This window comes from Massilia sp. S19_KUP03_FR1 (genome assembly GCF_036688685.1).
Lineage (GTDB): Bacteria > Pseudomonadota > Gammaproteobacteria > Burkholderiales > Burkholderiaceae_D > JALYUM01.
This window is the reverse complement of the sequence record NZ_JAQQPS010000009.1, coordinates 157,564-175,359: the sequence shown is the minus strand read 5'-3', so window position 1 is coordinate 175,359 and position 17,796 is coordinate 157,564. Positions and strand designations below refer to the sequence as shown.

Annotated in this window: 13 protein-coding genes and 1 riboswitch; of the genes, 4 read left to right on the top strand and 9 right to left on the bottom strand. The window is 64.7% G+C overall.

Annotated elements, in window-relative coordinates:
• Position 1: 1 nt before the first annotated feature.
• The 6 genes from V6M87_RS12135 to V6M87_RS12110 form a co-directional block, all read right to left on the bottom strand.
• A complete protein-coding gene (locus V6M87_RS12135; protein ID WP_332876888.1) occupies positions 2-2,872 on the bottom strand; it encodes an EAL domain-containing protein in 2,871 nt (956 codons plus the stop codon).
• Between the two features lie 473 nt (positions 2,873-3,345).
• Entirely contained in the window at positions 3,346-4,125 is a 780-nt protein-coding gene (locus V6M87_RS12130; RefSeq protein WP_332876887.1) for a hypothetical protein, read from the bottom strand.
• An 80-nt stretch (positions 4,126-4,205) separates the two neighbouring features.
• Positions 4,206-5,000, bottom strand: a complete 795-nt coding sequence (gene eutC, locus V6M87_RS12125) for an ethanolamine ammonia-lyase subunit EutC (protein ID WP_332876886.1) — start codon at positions 4,998-5,000, stop codon at positions 4,206-4,208.
• A gap of 1 nt (position 5,001) precedes the next feature.
• Positions 5,002-6,387: an ethanolamine ammonia-lyase subunit EutB gene (locus V6M87_RS12120; protein WP_332876885.1), complete on the bottom strand. Its 1,386-nt coding sequence runs from the start codon at positions 6,385-6,387 to the stop codon at positions 5,002-5,004.
• An 8-nt stretch (positions 6,388-6,395) separates the two neighbouring features.
• Positions 6,396-7,724, bottom strand: coding sequence for a hypothetical protein (locus V6M87_RS12115; RefSeq protein ID WP_332876884.1), 1,329 nt, complete (start codon positions 7,722-7,724; stop codon positions 6,396-6,398).
• The gene (locus V6M87_RS12110) at positions 7,721-8,419 is read right to left on the bottom strand and encodes a glutathione S-transferase (RefSeq protein ID WP_332876883.1); all 699 of its coding nucleotides are present in this window, start codon (positions 8,417-8,419) and stop codon (positions 7,721-7,723) included. The genes V6M87_RS12115 and V6M87_RS12110 overlap by 4 nt, the downstream gene beginning before the upstream one ends.
• A gap of 102 nt (positions 8,420-8,521) precedes the next feature.
• Here V6M87_RS12110 and V6M87_RS12105 point away from each other — a divergent pair, with 102 nt between their 5' ends.
• The 3 genes from V6M87_RS12105 to V6M87_RS12095 all read left to right on the top strand — a co-directional run bounded on the left by V6M87_RS12105 (position 8,522) and on the right by V6M87_RS12095 (position 12,213).
• On the top strand, positions 8,522-8,878 hold the full coding sequence (locus V6M87_RS12105; RefSeq protein WP_332876882.1) for a hypothetical protein: 357 nt from the start codon (positions 8,522-8,524) through the stop codon (positions 8,876-8,878).
• 75 nt (positions 8,879-8,953) lie between these two features.
• Positions 8,954-9,898 (top strand): DUF535 family protein, encoded by a 945-nt coding sequence (locus V6M87_RS12100; protein WP_332876881.1) that lies wholly within the window; start codon positions 8,954-8,956, stop codon positions 9,896-9,898.
• Positions 9,899-9,917: 19 nt separating this feature from the next.
• Positions 9,918-10,017, top strand: a riboswitch (TPP riboswitch).
• Positions 10,018-10,119: 102 nt separating this feature from the next.
• Positions 10,120-12,213: a TonB-dependent siderophore receptor gene (locus V6M87_RS12095; RefSeq protein WP_332876880.1), complete on the top strand. Its 2,094-nt coding sequence runs from the start codon at positions 10,120-10,122 to the stop codon at positions 12,211-12,213.
• Here V6M87_RS12095 and V6M87_RS12090 read toward each other — a convergent pair.
• Positions 12,210-12,725, bottom strand: a complete 516-nt coding sequence (locus tag V6M87_RS12090; protein WP_332876879.1) for an ATP-binding protein — start codon at positions 12,723-12,725, stop codon at positions 12,210-12,212. The genes V6M87_RS12095 and V6M87_RS12090 overlap by 4 nt on opposite strands.
• Positions 12,722-13,312, bottom strand: a complete 591-nt coding sequence (gene pnuC, locus V6M87_RS12085; RefSeq protein ID WP_332876878.1) for a nicotinamide riboside transporter PnuC — start codon at positions 13,310-13,312, stop codon at positions 12,722-12,724. The genes V6M87_RS12090 and pnuC overlap by 4 nt, the downstream gene beginning before the upstream one ends.
• 254 nt (positions 13,313-13,566) lie before the next feature.
• On the opposite strand from pnuC, the gene V6M87_RS12080 reads away from it, so the two are divergent.
• Positions 13,567-15,534, top strand: a complete 1,968-nt coding sequence (locus V6M87_RS12080; RefSeq protein ID WP_332876877.1) for an alpha/beta hydrolase family protein — start codon at positions 13,567-13,569, stop codon at positions 15,532-15,534.
• 65 nt (positions 15,535-15,599) lie between these two features.
• Here the strand turns inward: V6M87_RS12080 and V6M87_RS12075 are convergent, their stop codons facing one another.
• Positions 15,600-17,750: a S46 family peptidase gene (locus V6M87_RS12075; RefSeq protein WP_442920582.1), complete on the bottom strand. Its 2,151-nt coding sequence runs from the start codon at positions 17,748-17,750 to the stop codon at positions 15,600-15,602.
• Between the last annotated feature and the right edge of the window lie 46 nt (positions 17,751-17,796).

Genomic DNA, 17,796 nt, shown 5'->3' with positions numbered 1-17,796 from the left:
CTCAGGCCCTGACGCTGTCGGGCGCTGGCAGTTGCGTCAAGGCGCCGGTCATGAAACTACCCGACGACGGCGCTGTGAGGATGGCGTCCAGTGTCTGGGCGCGTGCCACGGCGTCGCCCTGCACGTAATCGACGCCCAGCTGGACCAGCGTGCGCACCGTGGCGTCGTCGCGTGCGGCGCAGGCGATGGTTTTCATGCCCAGGTTGCGCGCCAGGTGCACCATCGCCTCGACGATGGCGGCGTTGGCAGGATGCGCATTGATGGTGGCAATGAAGCTGCTGTCGATACGCAGCAGATCGACCGGCAACGCCTTCAGGTAAGAGAACGAGGTGTGAAACGCGCCAAAGTCGTCGAGGGCGATCTTGACGCCGAATACGCGCACCTGGTCGATGAACTGGCGGATATTTTCCAGGTCCTGCAGCACAACCCGCTCGGCAATGGCCAGGCACAAGCGGTCGGCCACCTGCACGTGGCGCCGCAGCATGATCATCAGGTCCTGCACGAAATGCTCGTCGTTCAGGGATGCACCGGACACTCTCATCAGCACGAACCGCATCGCCGGCAAGCACCCGGCGTGGCGCTCCAGCCATTCGAACGTGGTGCCCAGCACCCAGCGGTCGATCACGCCGGCACGCCCGCTTTTTTCGGCTGCGGCAATCACCGGACCGGTGCCGGCGATGCCGCCATCCGGCGCATGCATGCTGAGCTGGACCTCAACGTCGAGCGACGCATACGGCGCCGCCACCGCCATGATCGGCTGCATGTCGAGGAACAGGCCCTCCGTGGCTTTGGGCCCGGACAGGCGCGCCACCAGTTTCGCCTCGGCCTCGCGGGCATGCGCCACCAGGCCGCTGCCGGCTTCGTTGCGGGCCGTGCGGCAGGCTCGGTCGGCACTGACGATGGCGTCGGCCATCGTCATCCCCGCTGCCACGGCAATCAGGCCGAGCGAGGCGTGCACGGTAAAGGCTTTCTCGCCCACCAGGTAGGGCAAGCTACCGATTCGTTCGACGACCGTGCGGCACATCATGGTGGCCGATGCGGTAGTGGTATCGGGCATGATCACCAGGAAGGCATCGCCGCCCAGGCGTCCCACATGTTCGCCACCGGCCAGCGAGGCCGTCATCCGTTCGGCGACCTGCTTGAGGACCTCGTCACCGGCCGCATGGCCATATAAATCGTTAACCAGCTTGAAGCGGTCGAGGCTAAGAAAAGCCATTGCCAGCGGGCGTCCGGCAGTCAGTGCGGCGCAGGCCGCATCGAACGCGTCTTCGATGCCGCGCCGGTTGAACACGCCCGTCAAGGGATCGTGGTGTGCCATGGTGCGCAGCTGGGCAATTTCGCGCCGCACTTCGGTGATATTGTCCAGCACACCTGCGATGCGATTCTGCGCGAGCGTGGCGCGCACCACGAAGCGGCGGCCACTGGCGAGCTCCGCGCGCTGCTCCACGTCCATTTCCACATGCTGCTGCGCGTGCAACAGGGCGTGCAGACGCAGCCATGATTCTTCGCTGAACGTCTGCTGCCAGGATGGGTGGGCGCTGGCCCGCGCGGGATTGCCCAGCATGGCCCAGAGTGCGGGGTTGGCGTTCAGGAAGCGACCGTCCGGGTCGAGCGTGAACAAGCCGGCCGGACTGGCGTCCCAGGTTTCGCCGAGCACAGCCTGGTCCGCCATGCGCCGCGCGATCACGCTGCGCATGCGTTCGGCCACCGCAAGCGCCGCAAGCAAGCTCGACGCCAGCGCCGCATTGACGCTGTCGATCACCCCGTCGAACTGGGGCAGATCGAGGGCGCCGGCAACGATCCCGGCGATGCCCGACGCGAAGGCGACTGCCAGCGACGCGGCAAAATACAGCGCCACCGGCGTGCGTGCCACGAACACGATGCGCACCAGGTCGAACGTCAGCAAGCCCACGCCGATGACGATCATGACCCACAACACGGGCACGAACAGGTTGTACGGCAGCACGACGGCGGCCAGCAGCGTCGGCGGGATCATCCACTGCACCATGCGCAACGGCAGCCGCTGGCGCAGATTGACCATATACGCGCCGAGCAGCATCTGGTAGAGCGTCAGCGTCGAGATGCCAAACAGCACGACGACGATCGCGCGGCTACCCATCAGCCACGGTGATGGCACCAGCTGGCCCAGCCACTGGGTGTCCCAGCCGGCCGTGAGCGCGCCGATGCGCAGGTTCAGGATCATCCAGCCGGCAAACACCACATACAGGGCCTGGCGCTGGATGATGGCGATGATGACCAGGACCAGCGCCAGCACGATCATGCCGCCGTCAAGCAGGCCCGATTTGCGGTGAAAGCGGTCGATTGACAGAGAGAACTGTTCGGCCGGCCATTGCGCCACACTCAGGTAGCCGGGACCGGCGAAGCTGGCGCGGCACAGCAGCCGGGCTGGCAGAAACGGCAGGCGCAGGGCGAATCCTGCTTTTGCCGAGAGCATGGGCTGGTACGGCACGGCGCGGAAACTTTCGCGCGTGCCGGTACCGAGCAGCGTCATGCCATTCGTATCCCAGCAGGCAATATCGACGGCGTGGCGTGACGGAAATTCGATCACTTCCGGTCCGCCCACCCGGTGCACGGTATCAAAGCTGAACCAGAACGGCGCGCCGCCCAGGTGGGTGTGGAAACCCTTGACGGCCGGTTGCGCCTGCAGGCGCGCCAGCGCTGACGCCGGTGTGCTGCTGGCAGCGTCTTCCGGCAAGACGTGAATCGTGAGCGGAAAATTGTCGTTGAACTGATACTGGTCGTGCCAGTACAACAATGCCCACAGCGACACCAGTCCGATTCCAACGGGAATCAGGTAAATGGCGGAGATGCGTAGCAGCGACGCCAGCCACTGCTGGACACGGACGGGCATGCTGGCGCGCTTCTGCTGCAAAGGTGAATACATTGGCGTTATCACAGACTACTCATTTGGTTATTGCAAAAACTCAAGTGCAACGCGTTTTTGCAAGGATAACGTATTTAAAGTCATGCCGCGACGCAATGTCTGCATAGAACAGCACATTGCGGGTCAGGGCGCCTTGGGTCGAACGCGGCTTGCCTGCAAGCAGCCCAGTCTGACTCTATGAAGTGCAATAATTGGTGGTTGTGTGCATACAACTGGGCGGTCACAATCGTGCATTGGCACGCTTCCGGCATCCATGCGGCAGCGTGTTATTCGCGTGGTGAACAGACACCTGAAAACAGGCGGTGGGATGGCGATGACCGGTTGCCCATCGGCCTCTGAAAGCTGGGACCGGATGGGGACTGCGGGAGCAGTCAGCACCGCAGTCGGGCACCGTGGGGGCAGGCGCGCCGGTCAGCAGGATCGCGGCAGCCTGCGCCAGATCACGGCGCATCGGCGCCTGGCTTGCTCTCGTCCGCATACTCGAGCGCGATCAGCGTGTCGTCAGGATAGGCCTTGTCGCCCGCGGGCGCCTCGTACCCCATCCCAAAGTCGCTCAGTTCCAGCGCGATGCGTTTCTCGCCCTGGATCAGCCAGGCCGCTTTCAGCTTGCGCGGAACATTGGTGGAAAAATGCACTTTTTCGACGCCGCACCAGTCGCTGGTCAGCAGGATCGAATTGACCAGGGCGCGGACCCAGAACGGCACCTCCGCCTTGATGACAGCCACCTCCACCCGGCATTCGAGTCGCAGGTCGCCCAGGCGGCGCATATTGGTGGGCACCCCGGCGCTGAATACATCGGCCTGCCAGCGATACGCGCCCTCGTGCTTGTTGAGCAGCAGGTCGCCGTTTTCCTTGCGCGCTTGCTCGTTGCGCGGCAAGACGAAGGAGTGGTCAGCCGCCAGCGGCAGTGGAATCGAGCCTTCGTTGAGCGCGATGCGCAATTTGAGATCGTCCAGGTCGGCATCCGGATTGCCGGACTTGGCGCGCAGCCGGAACCGCACTTCCGGCGCGGCCGGCGCCAGCGCGTGCTCGTCCTCGAAGGTGTCAAGGCCAGCCAGCATGGCGCGGTAGGTCTTCAGTTCCGGCGCGCGGATGTCCTTGACCACCACCTCGCGCGGCGCGCCCGGCTCCGGCTCGGCCAGGGCCCACGGTGCGGCCAACAAGGTACTGGTGAACAGCGCGGCAAGCGCAAGGCGCAGGTGAACAGGTGGGCGAAGCATGGCATCCTCTGGTTGGTGTGGTAGTTAACTATAACACCAAGCATGTGGAAAAAGCACGGAAATAAGTGACTTGTGGTTTGCTACAAAAGAAAGCGTGGCTGTCCTGCATTCAGGCGGGATGGGGCGGCCTCGGTTTCGTCTTTCAGGCCGACGCCGGACAGGCCGCGGCGGCGCGCTTCGGACAACAGGTAGTGCAGTGTATGCGCGGCGTCCGCATACGCCAGGCCGGCCGGACGCACATTCGAGATGCAGTTGCGGCTACTGTCCGGCAGGCCGACGCGCGGCTGCCAGGTGACGTACAAGCCCATGCTGTCGGGGGAACTGAGGCCCGGACGCTCCCCCACCAGCACCACCACGGCGCGCGCCCCCAGCAGCTGCGCCACCTCGTCGCCGAGCGCCACCCTGCCCTCGCGCACGATCACCGGTGGCGCGATGGTCCAGGCATCGTGCTGCAGGCGCGCCAGCAGCACTTCCAGGAAGGCCACGGCATTCTGCTCGATGGCCAGCGCAGAGAGGCCGTCGGCGATGACGAAGGCGAGGTCATACAGTTCGCCCGCGCCAGCGCCGAGCAGCGCGCGCGAGGCGGCGTCGAGTCGGCGCCCGAGGTCGGGACGCTGCAAATAGGTGGCGCGATTTTCCGCGGCGCTGTGCAGCAGCAGCGCCGGCGCCAGGCCGGGCAGCGTGGCCAGGCGCGCCGCCAGCGCGGTTGCATCAAGCGTTTGGTGTACAGCATCGCGCGCCTGCGCGTGGGCCAGCTGAAAATCGAGCTGCGCCGCGGTGGGCTGGCTGATGCCGGCGCGACCGAGCGCGATGCGCGCCGCGGTGAACTGGCGCAACGCCTGCCAGGGATTGTCGGTGACCGGTGGCTTGGCCATCTCAGGGCAGGCGCAGCAAGGCGGCTTGAAAGGACGGCGGGATGGCGCTGGCGAGCGTCGCGTCGGCGCTGAAAATCTGCATCGCGTGCAGCCATGCTTCGAACTGCGGGGCCGGCTTCAGATGCAATACGCGCCGTACGTACAGGGCGTCGTGGAAAGAGGTGCTCTGGTAATTGAGCATGATGTCGTCCGAGCCGGGGATGCCCATGATGAAATTGCAGCCGGCGCTGCCGAGCAGCGTCAGCAACACATCCATGTCGTCCTGGTCGGCTTCGGCGTGGTTGGTGTAGCAGACGTCGCAGCCCATCGGCAGGCCGAGCAGCTTGGCGCAGAAGTGGTCTTCCAGGCCGGCGCGGATGATCTGCTTGCCGTCGTACAGATACTCCGGGCCGATGAAGCCGACCACGCTGTTGACCAGCAGCGGCTGGAAGCGACGCGCCACCGCGTAGGCGCGCGCCTCGCAGGTTTGCTGGTCCATGCCATGGTGGCTGTTGCCCGACAAGGCGCTGCCCTGCCCCGTCTCGAAATACATCACGTTGTTGCCGACCGTGCCGCGGCCGAGCGCCAGCGCCGCCTGCTGCGCCTCGGCCAGCAAGGCCAGGTCGATGCCAAAGCCGGCGTTCGCCGCCTGCGTTCCCGCGATCGACTGGAACACCAGGTCGACCGGCGCACCGCGCTCGATCGCGGCAAGCGTGTTGGTCACGTGGGTCAGCACACACGACTGGGTGGGAATGCCGTAGCGGCTGATGATATCGTCGAGCATGCCGACCAGTTTGATCACCTGCGCCACGTTGTCGGTGGCCGGATTGATGCCGATGACAGCGTCGCCGCTGCCGTACAACAGGCCGTCGAGGATGCTGGCGGCGATGCCGGAGGCGTCGTCCTGCGGGTGATTCGGCTGCAAGCGCGTGGCCAGGCGTCCGGGCAGGCCGATGGTGCTGCGAAAGCTCGTCACGACGCGGCATTTGCGCGCCACCAGCACCAGGTCCTGGATGCGCATGATTTTTGAGACCGCCGCCGCCATCTCGGGCGTGATGCCGGGCGCGGCGGCCTGCAGCGCGGCTTCGTCGGCCTCGTCCGACAGCAGCCAGTTGCGCAAATCGCCCACCGTTAAATGGCGCAGCGGCGCAAACGCGGCGGCGTCATGCGAGTCCATGATCAGGCGCGTGACTTCATCGTCTTCATACGGCACCAGCGCCTCGTTGAGGAAGACGGTCAGCGGCAGGCTGGCGAGCAGCATCTGGGCCGCCACGCGTTCCTCCGCGCTGCCGGCCGCCACGCCGGCCAGGTAATCGCCCGCCCGGGCCGGCGTGGCGCGCGCCATCACGTCCTTCAGGTCGCGGAAGGTGTAGGTGCGGGCGCCGACGATATGGGTGTAGTGGGGCATGGCTCAGATTACCATCGTTGCTTTGGCCCTGCTGGCGTGCTTGCCTGTTCCCCACCCCAAGCGATCAGGCGAGCGAGGTCGTCCGGGCGCTGGGGATGCCTAGCGGCCAGCGCCGCAACCAGCAAAGGACGGGCCGGCGCCAGCAAGCGCCGCGCGGTTGCCGCTTGCGTAGCCGGCGGCAGTTGAAAGACCAGAAAATGCAAGGCATGGACTGCGGCATCCCATTCCGCGGGCCGGGCATACCCGAGCCCTTGCTTCAGGGACGCGCCGAGGGCGTCGAGCGCCGCCGGGTCGGCGCTAAATTGCCCGGTCTGCAGCACGTGTGCCAGCCCCACCAGATTGCACGTTGGCGAGTGGTCATAAAAAAAACCCAGCTGGAATGCCCATTCGTCGGGCGTGACGGCGCGCAACGGCCCCCCGGGCATGGAAAACGCGCCAGCGATCTGCATGCCGCAGACGGCACGCAAGGCCGGCTCGAACGGGCGCTCTGCCAGCGTCGCTACCAGCGCTTCGAGCGGACTGCACACCCCGTCAACGTGCCGGCTCAAGTCGATGACCTGTTGCCGCACCGGGTGCACCTGGCTGTCCACTTCTGGAAACCGGACGACGCCGCGCAGCCGGATTAAGGGCACGCGCGCATTGCACGGCGCAACCACCGCATCGTTGTGGCGGTCGTACCAGGCGCCGGTGGGTTCGCCGGCCATCAGGGCGGAATACACCTGCGGCCCGGCTGTCCAAACGGGAAGCGCCGCGCCCATCGCCTCAATCGGCACGCGGTCGGCCCGGGCAGCGTAATCGAGGCCAGCAGCGTAAGGCACGAGCGCCGCTGGCACCGAGTACGTGAACTCCTGCACCGCCGCAGTCACCGTTTGCCTGCAGGCAGCACCGCCCGGGATCACGATCATGCGCCGCTTTGCGCGGGGCACCAGCACCAGTGCGTATTGCCCGGTGGTGGTGACGACGCGGTCGTCGATCGCGACCTGCATCGCATCGGGAAATTGCCAATTACCGTGGGCCGGCAGGTAGCGGAAGGTGTAGCGTACGCCGGGCTGAAAGCCCTGCACCGGCTCCAGGCGAACCTCGTGCGCAGGCAAGGCGCGCACGCGCACAGCCAGCGGGTGCGCGGCGCGATCCGAGGTCAACGCGAAATCGCCAGCCCGTACTGTCTTGCCGGGCGGCGCGGCAAACATCACGCCGCGCGCGTTTTTCGGCAGCGATCGGACGGCATCCCGGAAGAAACCGGCCGCATCGCGCTGCGGCGGGGGCGAACATGCCGCAGCCGGCGCAGCCGCCCCGCCGGTCAGCGCCAGGCACATGGTCGCGCGACGCCAGTTCAATGGTCCAGCTCCGGATAGTGCCGGAAAATCCCTTCTTCGCTGAACGGCAGCCTGCGCTCCGACGCCAAATACGCGGCAATCTTCGGCCGCTGCGCCACGCGGTCGTACAGGGCCGTCAACGGCGCATGCTGCTTCTCGCTGCGCGCCATCGCCTTCGGAAACGCGTAGCGCAAGCCCGCGATGACCTGGAACAGTGACAAATCGGCATACGATAGGTGCGCGCCGTTCAGATAATCCTTGTCACCCAGGGCCCTGGCAAAGTAATCCATGAATTTCGGAATGCGCGTCTTGACGAATTCGGCGGCGCGCTTTTTGGCTTCCGGCTTCTGGTCTTCATAATAACTGTCGCCGGACACCGGATGGTGGGTGTCATGTGCTTCTGCCACCAGGTCGGCGATGGTCAGCTGCAGCTGGTGGGTCCAGAGGCGCGCCGCTTCTCCGCGCGGCGCCAGGTGCAGGTGTTCGCCCAGGTACAGCAGGATGTTGGCCACCTGGCCGATCGTCAGCGCGCCAGCTTTCAGGAACGGCGGCGCGAACGAAGGGTGATCGGCCGTGTCCAGTTCCGCCATCAAGGCCTTCATGCCATCTTCGCCGCGCGCGACATCGACATACCCTGCACCCGCCTCTTCCAGCGCCAGCCGCACGAATTCGCCGCGGCCCTGGATCGTCGGCCAGTAATACAGTTGATAGACCATCGTTGCTCTCCGGTGATTGTGTCCCGCATTATCGCGAAAAGCGGCCGTAGGCGGCGCGCACACATGTTAATCTTGCAACCCGGAATGCAATCAAAGTAGGCCATGTTCAAGAAACTGCTGATCGGCTTGCTCGCCATCGTCGCCATCATCCTCTCCATCGCGGCGCGCCAGGGTACCAGCTTTACCGTGGAGCGATCGATCGACATCCGCGCCCCGCACGCAAAGATTGTCCCGCTGCTGGCCGACCTGAAGACGGACGTCGTGAAACCGGTCGCTGCGACCAGCCAGACCCGCTTCACCCTCACGCCCACGGCAGGCGGCACCCGCGTCACATGGCGCCTGCACGGACCGCTGACGTTCCGGGCCCGCCTGATCAGCGCCTTCATCGGCATCGATATGCTGCTGGGAAGTGAACTCGAAAAAGGACTGGCGCGACTCAAGACTGCCGCCGAGAAATAATCTGTTGCGCCGGGTCACCGCGCATTTTCAGGGCTGGGTCAAGATGGCCTGATTCGCCTTTTACGAGAGCGCATCATGATCGTCACCCACCTGCTGTGCCACTGGCGCACCTACCGCCGCCGCGACGCCTTCGCTGCCTCCCTGTTGCGCGCCGCGCGCATCCTGCGCGTGCTGTTCTACCGGCGCGACCACGCGGCACTGTGCCGGCTGGCCGTGGTGCGCGAGCATATCGCCCAGGTGGTGCCGCACGACGTGTTCCATCACCTGACCCAGCGCGGCTACCTGATGCGCGGGCTGTCGGCGCGCCGGCGCGTGCAGGCCGCGCTGTTTCACTACAGCTACGACGACGCCACCTTCGACCAGGCCTGGCAGCGCGCGGTGTATCGCCAGGGCGGCCTGCGCCTGTGGCAGCACGATGCGCATGGCTGCAGGTTTTTCATCCGCCTCGAGATGGCGGTGCGGCTCGATGCCGAGGGCGACCTGACGATTGCGCTGGTGGCAAATAACAAGGTATTGCACCGCCTGTCGTTCAGCTGGGTCGACGGCGCGCTGTTCAACGCGGCGCACCCGGTGCTTCCCTTCATCGCCCGCAACCAGGGTCGCTGGACCGATTCCAGCGACGCCTTCGCCGCGTTCGAAGCCGCCTTCCCGCACAATTCGGCCAGCTATTTCTGCTTTGCCGCGCTGCAGGGCGTGGCGCGCGCGCTCGGCATGACACAGGTACTGGCCGTCAACAGCGCCGCGCATATCGCCTGGCGCGTCGGCGCGGCGCCGCATTTCGTCAACGCCTACGACAAATTCTGGGCCGTGCTGGGGGGCGTGCCGCACGACGACTGCTGCCACGCAATCGCACTGCCGTTCCACACCAAGCCACTGGCGCAGATGCCGTCGCGCCACCGCAAGCGCGCCGCCCGGCGCCGCGCCAACTGGCAAGCCATCGACGCGAGTGCCCACACGGTCATGCTCGGCCACCTGCAGGCGGCGCCGCTGGCGCGCATCATGGAGACCGTCGACGCCTGATACACCGTGTGATAGACTCGCGGCTCGCTAGGGGTCCTGGAATGGTTTGTTCCGGGTGAGAGATACCCTCCGTACCTGATCTGGATAATGCCAGCGAAGGAAAGCGCAACGCAGTTCCGCCAGGGTGTTCATCCTGGTTCTTTGCCCCTTTCCCCGCGTTGGCTCCGGCTTTTATTTAAAGCAGCGTGCCGCAATGCGCGGCGCGCGAAAACGAGCAAACCATGAAACACACACTGCAATACACCGCCCTCGCCTGCGCCCTCGCGCAAGCGTTTTCCGCCCACGCGCAAAGCGCCGATACACCAATCGCCCAAGTGCTGGTCAGCGCCAGCAAAACCAGTCCTGAACGCGCCAGCGTGGCCGGCTTCGGCGACGCAGCGCTGTTCGACACACCCGCTTCCGTCGTCGCCTTCAGCCGCGCCCGGATGCAGGACCTGTCGATCCGCAGCAGCAGCGACGCGATGGCCTTCGATTCGTCCGTCAGCGACGCCTACAACGCGGTCGGTTACGCTGAACAGTTCTCGATCCGCGGCTTCAAGCTGGACAACAATTCGAGTTACCGTAAGGATGGCCTGATCATCCCGGCCGATACCCAGATCCCGCTGGAAAACAAGGAACGCATCGAAATCCTGAAAGGTTTATCGGGACTGCAGGCCGGCATTTCGTCGCCGGGTGGCGTGGTCAATTACGTCACCAAGCGCCCTACCGCCACGCCGCTGCTGTCGGCCAGCGCGGGCGTGAGCGAACGCGGCACCTTGTACGGTGCGGTCGATGCCGGCGGCCGCTTTACCGATACCCGCTTCGGCTACCGCATCAACGCGGCCGGCGAAAAACTGCGCTCGTACGTGCGTGGCGCCGATGGCGAACGCAGCTTTGTCTCGGGCGCCTTCGACTGGCAAATTTCGCCCGACGCGCTGCTGCAGCTGGACCTCGACTACCAGCACAAGTCGCAGCTGACGGCGCCCGGCTACCAGCTGCTGGCCAATGCAGTGCTGCCGCCGAACGTGTCGGCCAAAACCTTCCTGGGCGAGCAGCCGTGGGCGCGCCCGGTCGACACCGTCAGCAGCAACCTCGGCCTGCGCTTCGAATACAAACTGGCACCCGAATGGAACGCCAGCGTGGCGCTCAACAAGCACTGGTTCCGGCGCGACGATTTCACCGCCTTTCCTTACGGCTGCAGCAACGAGGGCGACGGCTACTATCCAGGTTTCTGCGCCAACGGCGACTACGACGTCTACGATTACCAGAGCACCGGCGAGCGCAAGACCCCGCTGGGCGCACAGGCGCAAATCCAGGGCAAGTTCAATACCGGCGCGCTGCGCCACCAGGCCACCTTCGGCCTGTCGTACTCGACCCGGCGCGACAGTGCCGGCAAGTATGTCTACGACTACGCCGGCTACAGCAATATCTACCAGAACCTGATTGTGGCGCCGGCGCCGGGCCAGCCGGTGACCGGGCCGGTCACGCTGCGCCACCTGGACCGCGAACGGGGCGCCTATGTGCAGGACATCGTGGCGCTGTCGAACCGCGTGGTGCTGCATACAGGCGTGCGCTACGAATCGGTGCGCAGCGACCGGTCCGACCATTTCCTGTTGCCGAATGTGGCGCTGGTGTGGCGCGCGCTTGACACGGTGAACCTGTACGCGTCCGTCGCGCACGGCATGGAGTACGGCGGCGCGGGCGGCATCGACACCCTCAACTACGCCATGCCGCTGGCGCCGAAACGCTCGAAGCAGGTCGAGATCGGCGCCAAGGCCAGCGTCAACACCACGCTGGAACTGGCCGCGGCGCTGTTTGAAATCAAGCGCGGGCACGAGTACACCGATCTGAACCGGAATCTGTTCGTGCGCGAAGGCGAAGAGCGCAACCGCGGCATCGAACTGTCGGCGCAGGGCAAGGCTACGCCGCAGCTGTCGTACATGCTGTCGGCCACCGCCCTGAACACGCTGGTGACCGGCACCACGGACGCCAGCATCAACGGCAAGCGCGTCGCCGACGTCCCGGCCTTGAAAACCAGCGCCTTCGTCGAATACGCGCTGTCCGCGCTGCCCGGCCTGAAAGTCAACGGCCAATGGCAGTACGCCGGCAAGAAGGCCTTCCAGGAAGACAACCGCACCTTCGTACCGGGCTACCACGTGTTCAACCTGGGGGCGCAATACGGTCTGAAGCTGGCCGGCGTGGCCACCACCGTGCGCGCGCGCGTGGAGAACGTGGCAGATCGGTTCTACTGGCGCGACGTGTCGCCGGACCTGGGTGGCTATCTGCTGCCGGGTGCGCCGCGCACGTTCGCGCTGTCGGCGCAGTTCGATTTCTAGAGATCGTCGATCAGGCTGGCGACCTGGCCCATCCGCTGGGCCGGGTCGCCCGCCACCACCGTGTGCGCGATCCCGCGCGCACGCAGATTCGCCAGCACCAGCGCGTGCACCGACTGGCGCACCGCTTCCGATTCGCGCTGCAGGCCGTCCGGTACCCACGGCCCGTCCGGCGCCGTGACCAGCGTCAGCGCGTAATCGTGCACGGCGTCGAGTTCGGCCAGTGGCGCCCCCACCCGTCCCCAATACACCTTGCTGTACAAGGCCGTCATCAAGGGCGTGGTGTCACAGAACAGGTAGCGCCTGGCGCGCAGCGCAGCGGCGTTCTCGCGCTCGATCTGGGTGCGCGCGATGCCGTACTGGTCGTCCTCGCGCGGCACGCGCTTGCAGGTGTCGACGAATTCGCGCAGGTACTCGGGCACCCACAGCGTGCCGTAATGTTCCGCCAAAGCGGCGGCCAGGGTCGACTTGCCGGACGACTCCGCGCCGAGGATGGCGATGCGGGCGACGCTCATGCCTGTGCCGCCTTGCGCCAGGCCACCAGGCCCGCCGCCGCCATCACGCAGAACAGCGCGTACAGTATCGCGGTCAGCGTCAAACCCTTGAACAGATACAGGCCGACGTACAGCACGTCGACCATGATCCAGACGTGCCAGTTCTGCACCTTTTTACGCGACAGCAGGACCTGCCCCACCAGGCTGCCGGCAGTCAGGAAGCCATCGATGTGGGGCACGTCGGTGTTGGTGAATTTGGCCAGAAAGGTCGACAGCAGTGCGAAGCCGAACAGCCACGCGGCGATGCAGATGGCCCAGCCGCGCCCGTCCAGCTGGGTCACTGCCAGCGCCTGCTTGCCGGTGCCGCCGTGCAGCCACTGGTACCAGCCCCAGAACGAGACCACGATGAACACCAGCTGCAAACCCATGTCGCCGTACAGGCGCGCGCCGTAGAACACCACGCCATACGCTGCCGACGAGATGATCGCGAACAGCCAGGCCCAGTGGTTCTGGCGAATGTTCAGCGCAACCGTGATCACGGCGAGCACAAAGGAGAGCAGTTCGAGCGGGGTGGTCGTGAGGCCGGCGATCGTGAGGATATCGTTCATGGTCGGAAGCCGGCCCCCGCAGCGGGCGGTGGGCAAACGTGGCGGAAAAGTGTCATGGGCGGCGATTATGCGGGGGGCCGCACGATTATGCAAACCGGCCGGCCACGCCGGGGACGCCATGGCATCCGGATCGAGTGATGCAAAATAGCAACACGTCTATTTTCAAATAGTTAATTGTTGGCATTTGGCTACTATACTCATCGCATGCCCTGCACCGCTGCCACATTGGGCCAGTCAATCAAAGGAGTGTGTTCATGGGTTTACGTTTTGTCCTCTTGTACCTGGTGCTTGCAGCGAGCCGGCCAGTGTTTGCCGCACCGGCTGTTCCACTGGCCGCCTTCGTGCATGAAGACCAGTTTTCCCACCCGCGCCTGTCCCCGGATGGCAAGCACCTGGCCGTCACCGCCAGGGTCTCGCTCAACGACCGCTTCGTGCCGGTGGTGGTGATGTACTCGCTGCCCGACATGAAGCAGATCGGCGCGCTGCGCTTGCCGGTGTTCGAAGTGCCGGTCGATTACCAGTGGATCAGCGCAACCCGGCTGGTGCTGTCCAAGGGCAAGGAACTCGGTTCGCGCGAAAAACCGCGCCAAACCGGCGAAATTCTCGCTTTCGACATGGATGGACGGCGCCAGGAATATTTGTTCGGCTACCAGATGCGCGACTTCGCCAGCCGCGGCGAACGCTATGGCGATGATCGGGCCTTCGGCTACGTCGAGGATGTCTCGAACAAGCGTGACGGCCACCTGTTCGTCACCGGCCGTGCATGGGAAGACAATTTCACCCATCTGTACGACATCGACGGCAAAACCTCGGCGCGCACGCTGTTGGCAAAAATTCCCGTGGGCGACCTGACCTACATCCTGCAGCGCGACGGCAAGCCGCGCTTTGCGCTGGGCGACGACGAAAAAACCGCGTATGCCGTCGTGTTTCGGCGCGACGATGCCAGCGGCGCGTGGAACAAGTTCGACACCAACACCGGCGTGCGCTACCAACCGTTCCAGTTCAGCCCGGACGACCGCGCCTTCCTCGTGCGTCACTCGGTGCATGGCGAACCGGATCAGTTGATCAGCGAAGAGCTGGCCAGCGGCAAGCGCAGCGTGTTGTTCGCCGATCCGGTGGGCGACTATGTTGCCATGCTCGACACGAACGCGATGCCGTTCGCCGCGTACTCCCAAGTGGGCGTGCCCAAGGTCCGCTACCTGGACCCGAACAGCCCCAGCGCCGTGCTGCACCAGCAACTGAGCGCCCAATTCCCCGGGCAGCACGTGGCCTTTCTCAATTTCAGTGACGACGGCAAGCTGTTGCTGTTCAGCGTGAAGAGCGACCGCGATCCAGGCTCCTACTACCTGTTCAACCGCACCTCGATGAAGGCCGACCTGCTCTTTTCCGGCATGGAAGCGATCGATCCGGCCAGCATGGCCGAGCGCAGTCCGATCAGCCTGACAACCCGCGACGGCCTCGCCCTGCACGGCTTTTTAACCATGCCCGCCCACGCCGCCGGCGAGAAGCCGCCGCTGGTGGTACTGCCGCACGGCGGCCCGCACGGCGTCGACGACGCCTGGTTCTTCGACGACGACGCGCAATTCCTGGCCAGTCGCGGCTATGCCGTCCTGCAAATCAATTTTCGTGGCTCGGACGGCCGCGGTGTGACCTTCCAGCAGGCCGGCTACCGCGAATGGGGCGGGAAAATCATCGATGACCTGATTGATGCCACGAAATGGACCATCGCCCAAGGGGAAGTTGACGGCAACCGGGTCTGTGCCTACGGCGCCAGCTTCGGCGCCTACGCATCGATGATGCTCGCCGCGCGCGACGCTGCGCTCTACAAGTGCGCGATCGGTTACGTCGGCGTGTATGACCTCAAGCTGCTGGCCAAGCCGGAGGGCAATCGCCGGGACGTCCTGATGGCGAATATCATGCGCAAATATGTCGGCGACGACCCCGCAATCCTGCACCGCAATTCGCCCGTCAACCTGGCCCAGCGCATCACCTCGCCGGTCATGCTGGTGCATGGCGGTGTCGACAAGATTGCGCCGGTGGCCCACGCCGAGGCGATGCGCAAGGCCTTGATCGCAGTCGGACGCGCGCCGGAATGGTTCCTGGCAGAGGAAGAAGGCCATGGTTTCTACAACACGTCCAACCGCACTGCGTTTTACCAGAAACTCGAAGCGTTCCTGGCTAAGCACATCGGCAACACGGCGCCAGCGGCCGCCCGGCCGTAAGCGTATAAACGATATAAAAAAAGCCGCGGACGTTTCGACGTGCGCGGCTTTTTTACGTGTTGCTCTTATTTCTTTGGATACTTGACCGTCATCTCAGCGATCAGATTATCCGCGTGATCGACTTCCTTCATCACCCAAAGCATGTAGCGGATATCGACGTGAATCGCGCGCGTGATGGCGGTATCGAAATACCAGTCCTTGGTAATCGATTCATAGGTCGAATCGAAATTCAGGCCGATCAATTCGCCGCGCTTGTTCATCACCGCCGACCCGGAGTTGCCGCCGGTGGTATCGGCACTGGACAGGAAATTGACCGGCACCGTTCCCAGCACCGCATCCTTGAACACGCCGAAGCGCTTCTCTTTGACCGCCTGCGTCAACGCCGCCGGCACCGTGAACGGCTCCTTGTTGCTGGCCTTTTCGAGGATGCCGTCGACTGTCGAAAACGGTCCCTTGACCAGGCCATCGCGCGGCGAATACGGCGCCACGGTGCCGAACGTCACGCGCAGCGTCGAGTTGGCGTCCGGGTAGACCGGCTTGCCCTGCGACTTCTTCCACGCGATGACCGCGGCCATGTATTGCGGGATCACGCGTTCCAGGTTGCCGTCGACTTCCTTGCGCTGGTTTTCCAGCGCCAGCGCGGCATCCTGCAGGCGCACGGCCAGCACAATGAAAGCGTCCTGCGATTTGCGGAACGCGTCTGCATCCTTGCCGATCCAGGCCAGGCGCCTGGCGGTGTCGCCCAGCTCACTGGCTTTATAGATGGCCGCCACATTCGCCGCCGCTGGCAAGGCCGCGTCCACGCCGGCCGGATGGTTCTTTGCATTCAGTTTGCTGTAACGCTGCAGCGCGGCCGACCAGCGCGCTTCATCGACGCTGGCCACGAACGATTGCTCCAGGCGGGTCAGGCGCGCCTTGATGAATGACAGGTCGCGTTCCTGGTAGCCGCCTTCGCGCTGGGCATCCGGCTTCTGGCGTTCCAGCGCCAGGCGATACAGGGTACGCGCGCTTTTCAGCAGGTCGCTGTGGGTGGCCTCGTTGTACGCGAACTCCTGCTGTGACAAGGCCATATCCGAAGCGATGACCGCATCGAGCTCGGTCAGCAAGGTTTTAGAATTGGCGGCGCTGCTGCCGTTGCCACCCCGGTACCAGGCGCGGAATTCGGCGTCCTGCGCATCCTTGATGGCAGCGACGTCCTTGCGCGCAAAGCCGTCCATCAGGCCCTGCGTCTTTTTCAGCACGTTGTTCAGGCTCTTGGCCACGCTGGCGTAGCGCACGTTGTAGTTCGGATTACCCATCGTCGCGGCAGCAATGACCGACAGGTCGGCCGTGATGCCGGCCGCCTTCAAGGGAAAATCGGTGTCGCGCGCGGCGCGAATTTCGGACGGCAGCTTGTAGCGGCTGGTGCGGCCCGGATAGCCGGCCAGCAGGATCGGGTCGCCATTTTTCAGGCCTTCGGCCGAAACAACGAGGAAGTCCTTCGATTTGTACGGCACGTTGTCCGGCGACGGGTCGGCCGGGCGGCCATCCTTGCCGACGTAGGCGCGCAGGAACGAGAAGTCGCCGGTCTGGCGCGGCCATTCGTAGTTGTCGATGTCGCCGCCGAAATTGCCGATCATGTCGGACGGCGCGTAAACCAGGCGCACGTCGCGGATCATCAGTTGCTTGATGCGGTAGTACTCGAGGCCGCGGTGGAACGCCGGCACCGAGCAGCGATACGCCTTGTCGCTCTCGCATTCGGCGACCAGCGCCTTGATGCGGCTTTCGACCAGCTCGTGGCGCTCGCGCCCGGTCAAGGTCGATGGCAAGCCTTTCAGTACGCGGTCGCTGACGTTCTCGACTTTTTCGGTCACGTACACCAGCGTGCTCGGGCCGCCCGGCAGTTCAGCGGCGCGGTTTTTCGCCAGGAAGCCATTCACGATGTAATTGTGTTCCGGGGTCGAATTGCGCTGGATCGCCGCGTAGCCGCAGTGGTGGTTGGTGACGATCAGGCCATCGGGCGAGACAAACGAGGCCGAACAGCCGCCCAGCGACACCATCGCGCTCATCGGATGCTTCGACAGGTCGGCCAGCTTTTCGGCCGGAATGGTGATGCCGATCCGTTTCAGTTCGGATTTCAGTTGTGGCAACTGGTGTGGCTGCCACTGGCCTTCGTCGGCACTGACAACGCTGGTGGCGCCCAGCAGGACGGCAGGCAAAACAAGATATTTAAACAAAATGGACCCCGGTGAATACGCTAAAACCAGCAAGCCGGCAGTATAT

Bases quoted from the DNA above. Each gene is read 5' to 3' on its own strand.
- V6M87_RS12080 (WP_332876877.1), top strand. From the start codon at position 13,567: ATGGGTTTACGTTTTGTCCTCTTGTACCTGGTGCTTGCAGCGAGCCGG.
- V6M87_RS12120 (WP_332876885.1), bottom strand. From the start codon at position 6,387: ATGCCCCACTACACCCATATCGTCGGCGCCCGCACCTACACCTTCCGC.
- V6M87_RS12090 (WP_332876879.1), bottom strand. From the start codon at position 12,725: ATGAGCGTCGCCCGCATCGCCATCCTCGGCGCGGAGTCGTCCGGCAAG.
- V6M87_RS12100 (WP_332876881.1), top strand. From the start codon at position 8,954: ATGATCGTCACCCACCTGCTGTGCCACTGGCGCACCTACCGCCGCCGC.
- V6M87_RS12105 (WP_332876882.1), top strand. From the start codon at position 8,522: ATGTTCAAGAAACTGCTGATCGGCTTGCTCGCCATCGTCGCCATCATC.
- eutC (WP_332876886.1), bottom strand. From the start codon at position 5,000: ATGGCCAAGCCACCGGTCACCGACAATCCCTGGCAGGCGTTGCGCCAG.
- V6M87_RS12110 (WP_332876883.1), bottom strand. From the start codon at position 8,419: ATGGTCTATCAACTGTATTACTGGCCGACGATCCAGGGCCGCGGCGAA.
- pnuC (WP_332876878.1), bottom strand. From the start codon at position 13,312: ATGAACGATATCCTCACGATCGCCGGCCTCACGACCACCCCGCTCGAA.
- V6M87_RS12135 (WP_332876888.1), bottom strand. From the start codon at position 2,872: ATGCCCGTCCGTGTCCAGCAGTGGCTGGCGTCGCTGCTACGCATCTCC.
- V6M87_RS12130 (WP_332876887.1), bottom strand. From the start codon at position 4,125: ATGCTTCGCCCACCTGTTCACCTGCGCCTTGCGCTTGCCGCGCTGTTC.
- V6M87_RS12095 (WP_332876880.1), top strand. From the start codon at position 10,120: ATGAAACACACACTGCAATACACCGCCCTCGCCTGCGCCCTCGCGCAA.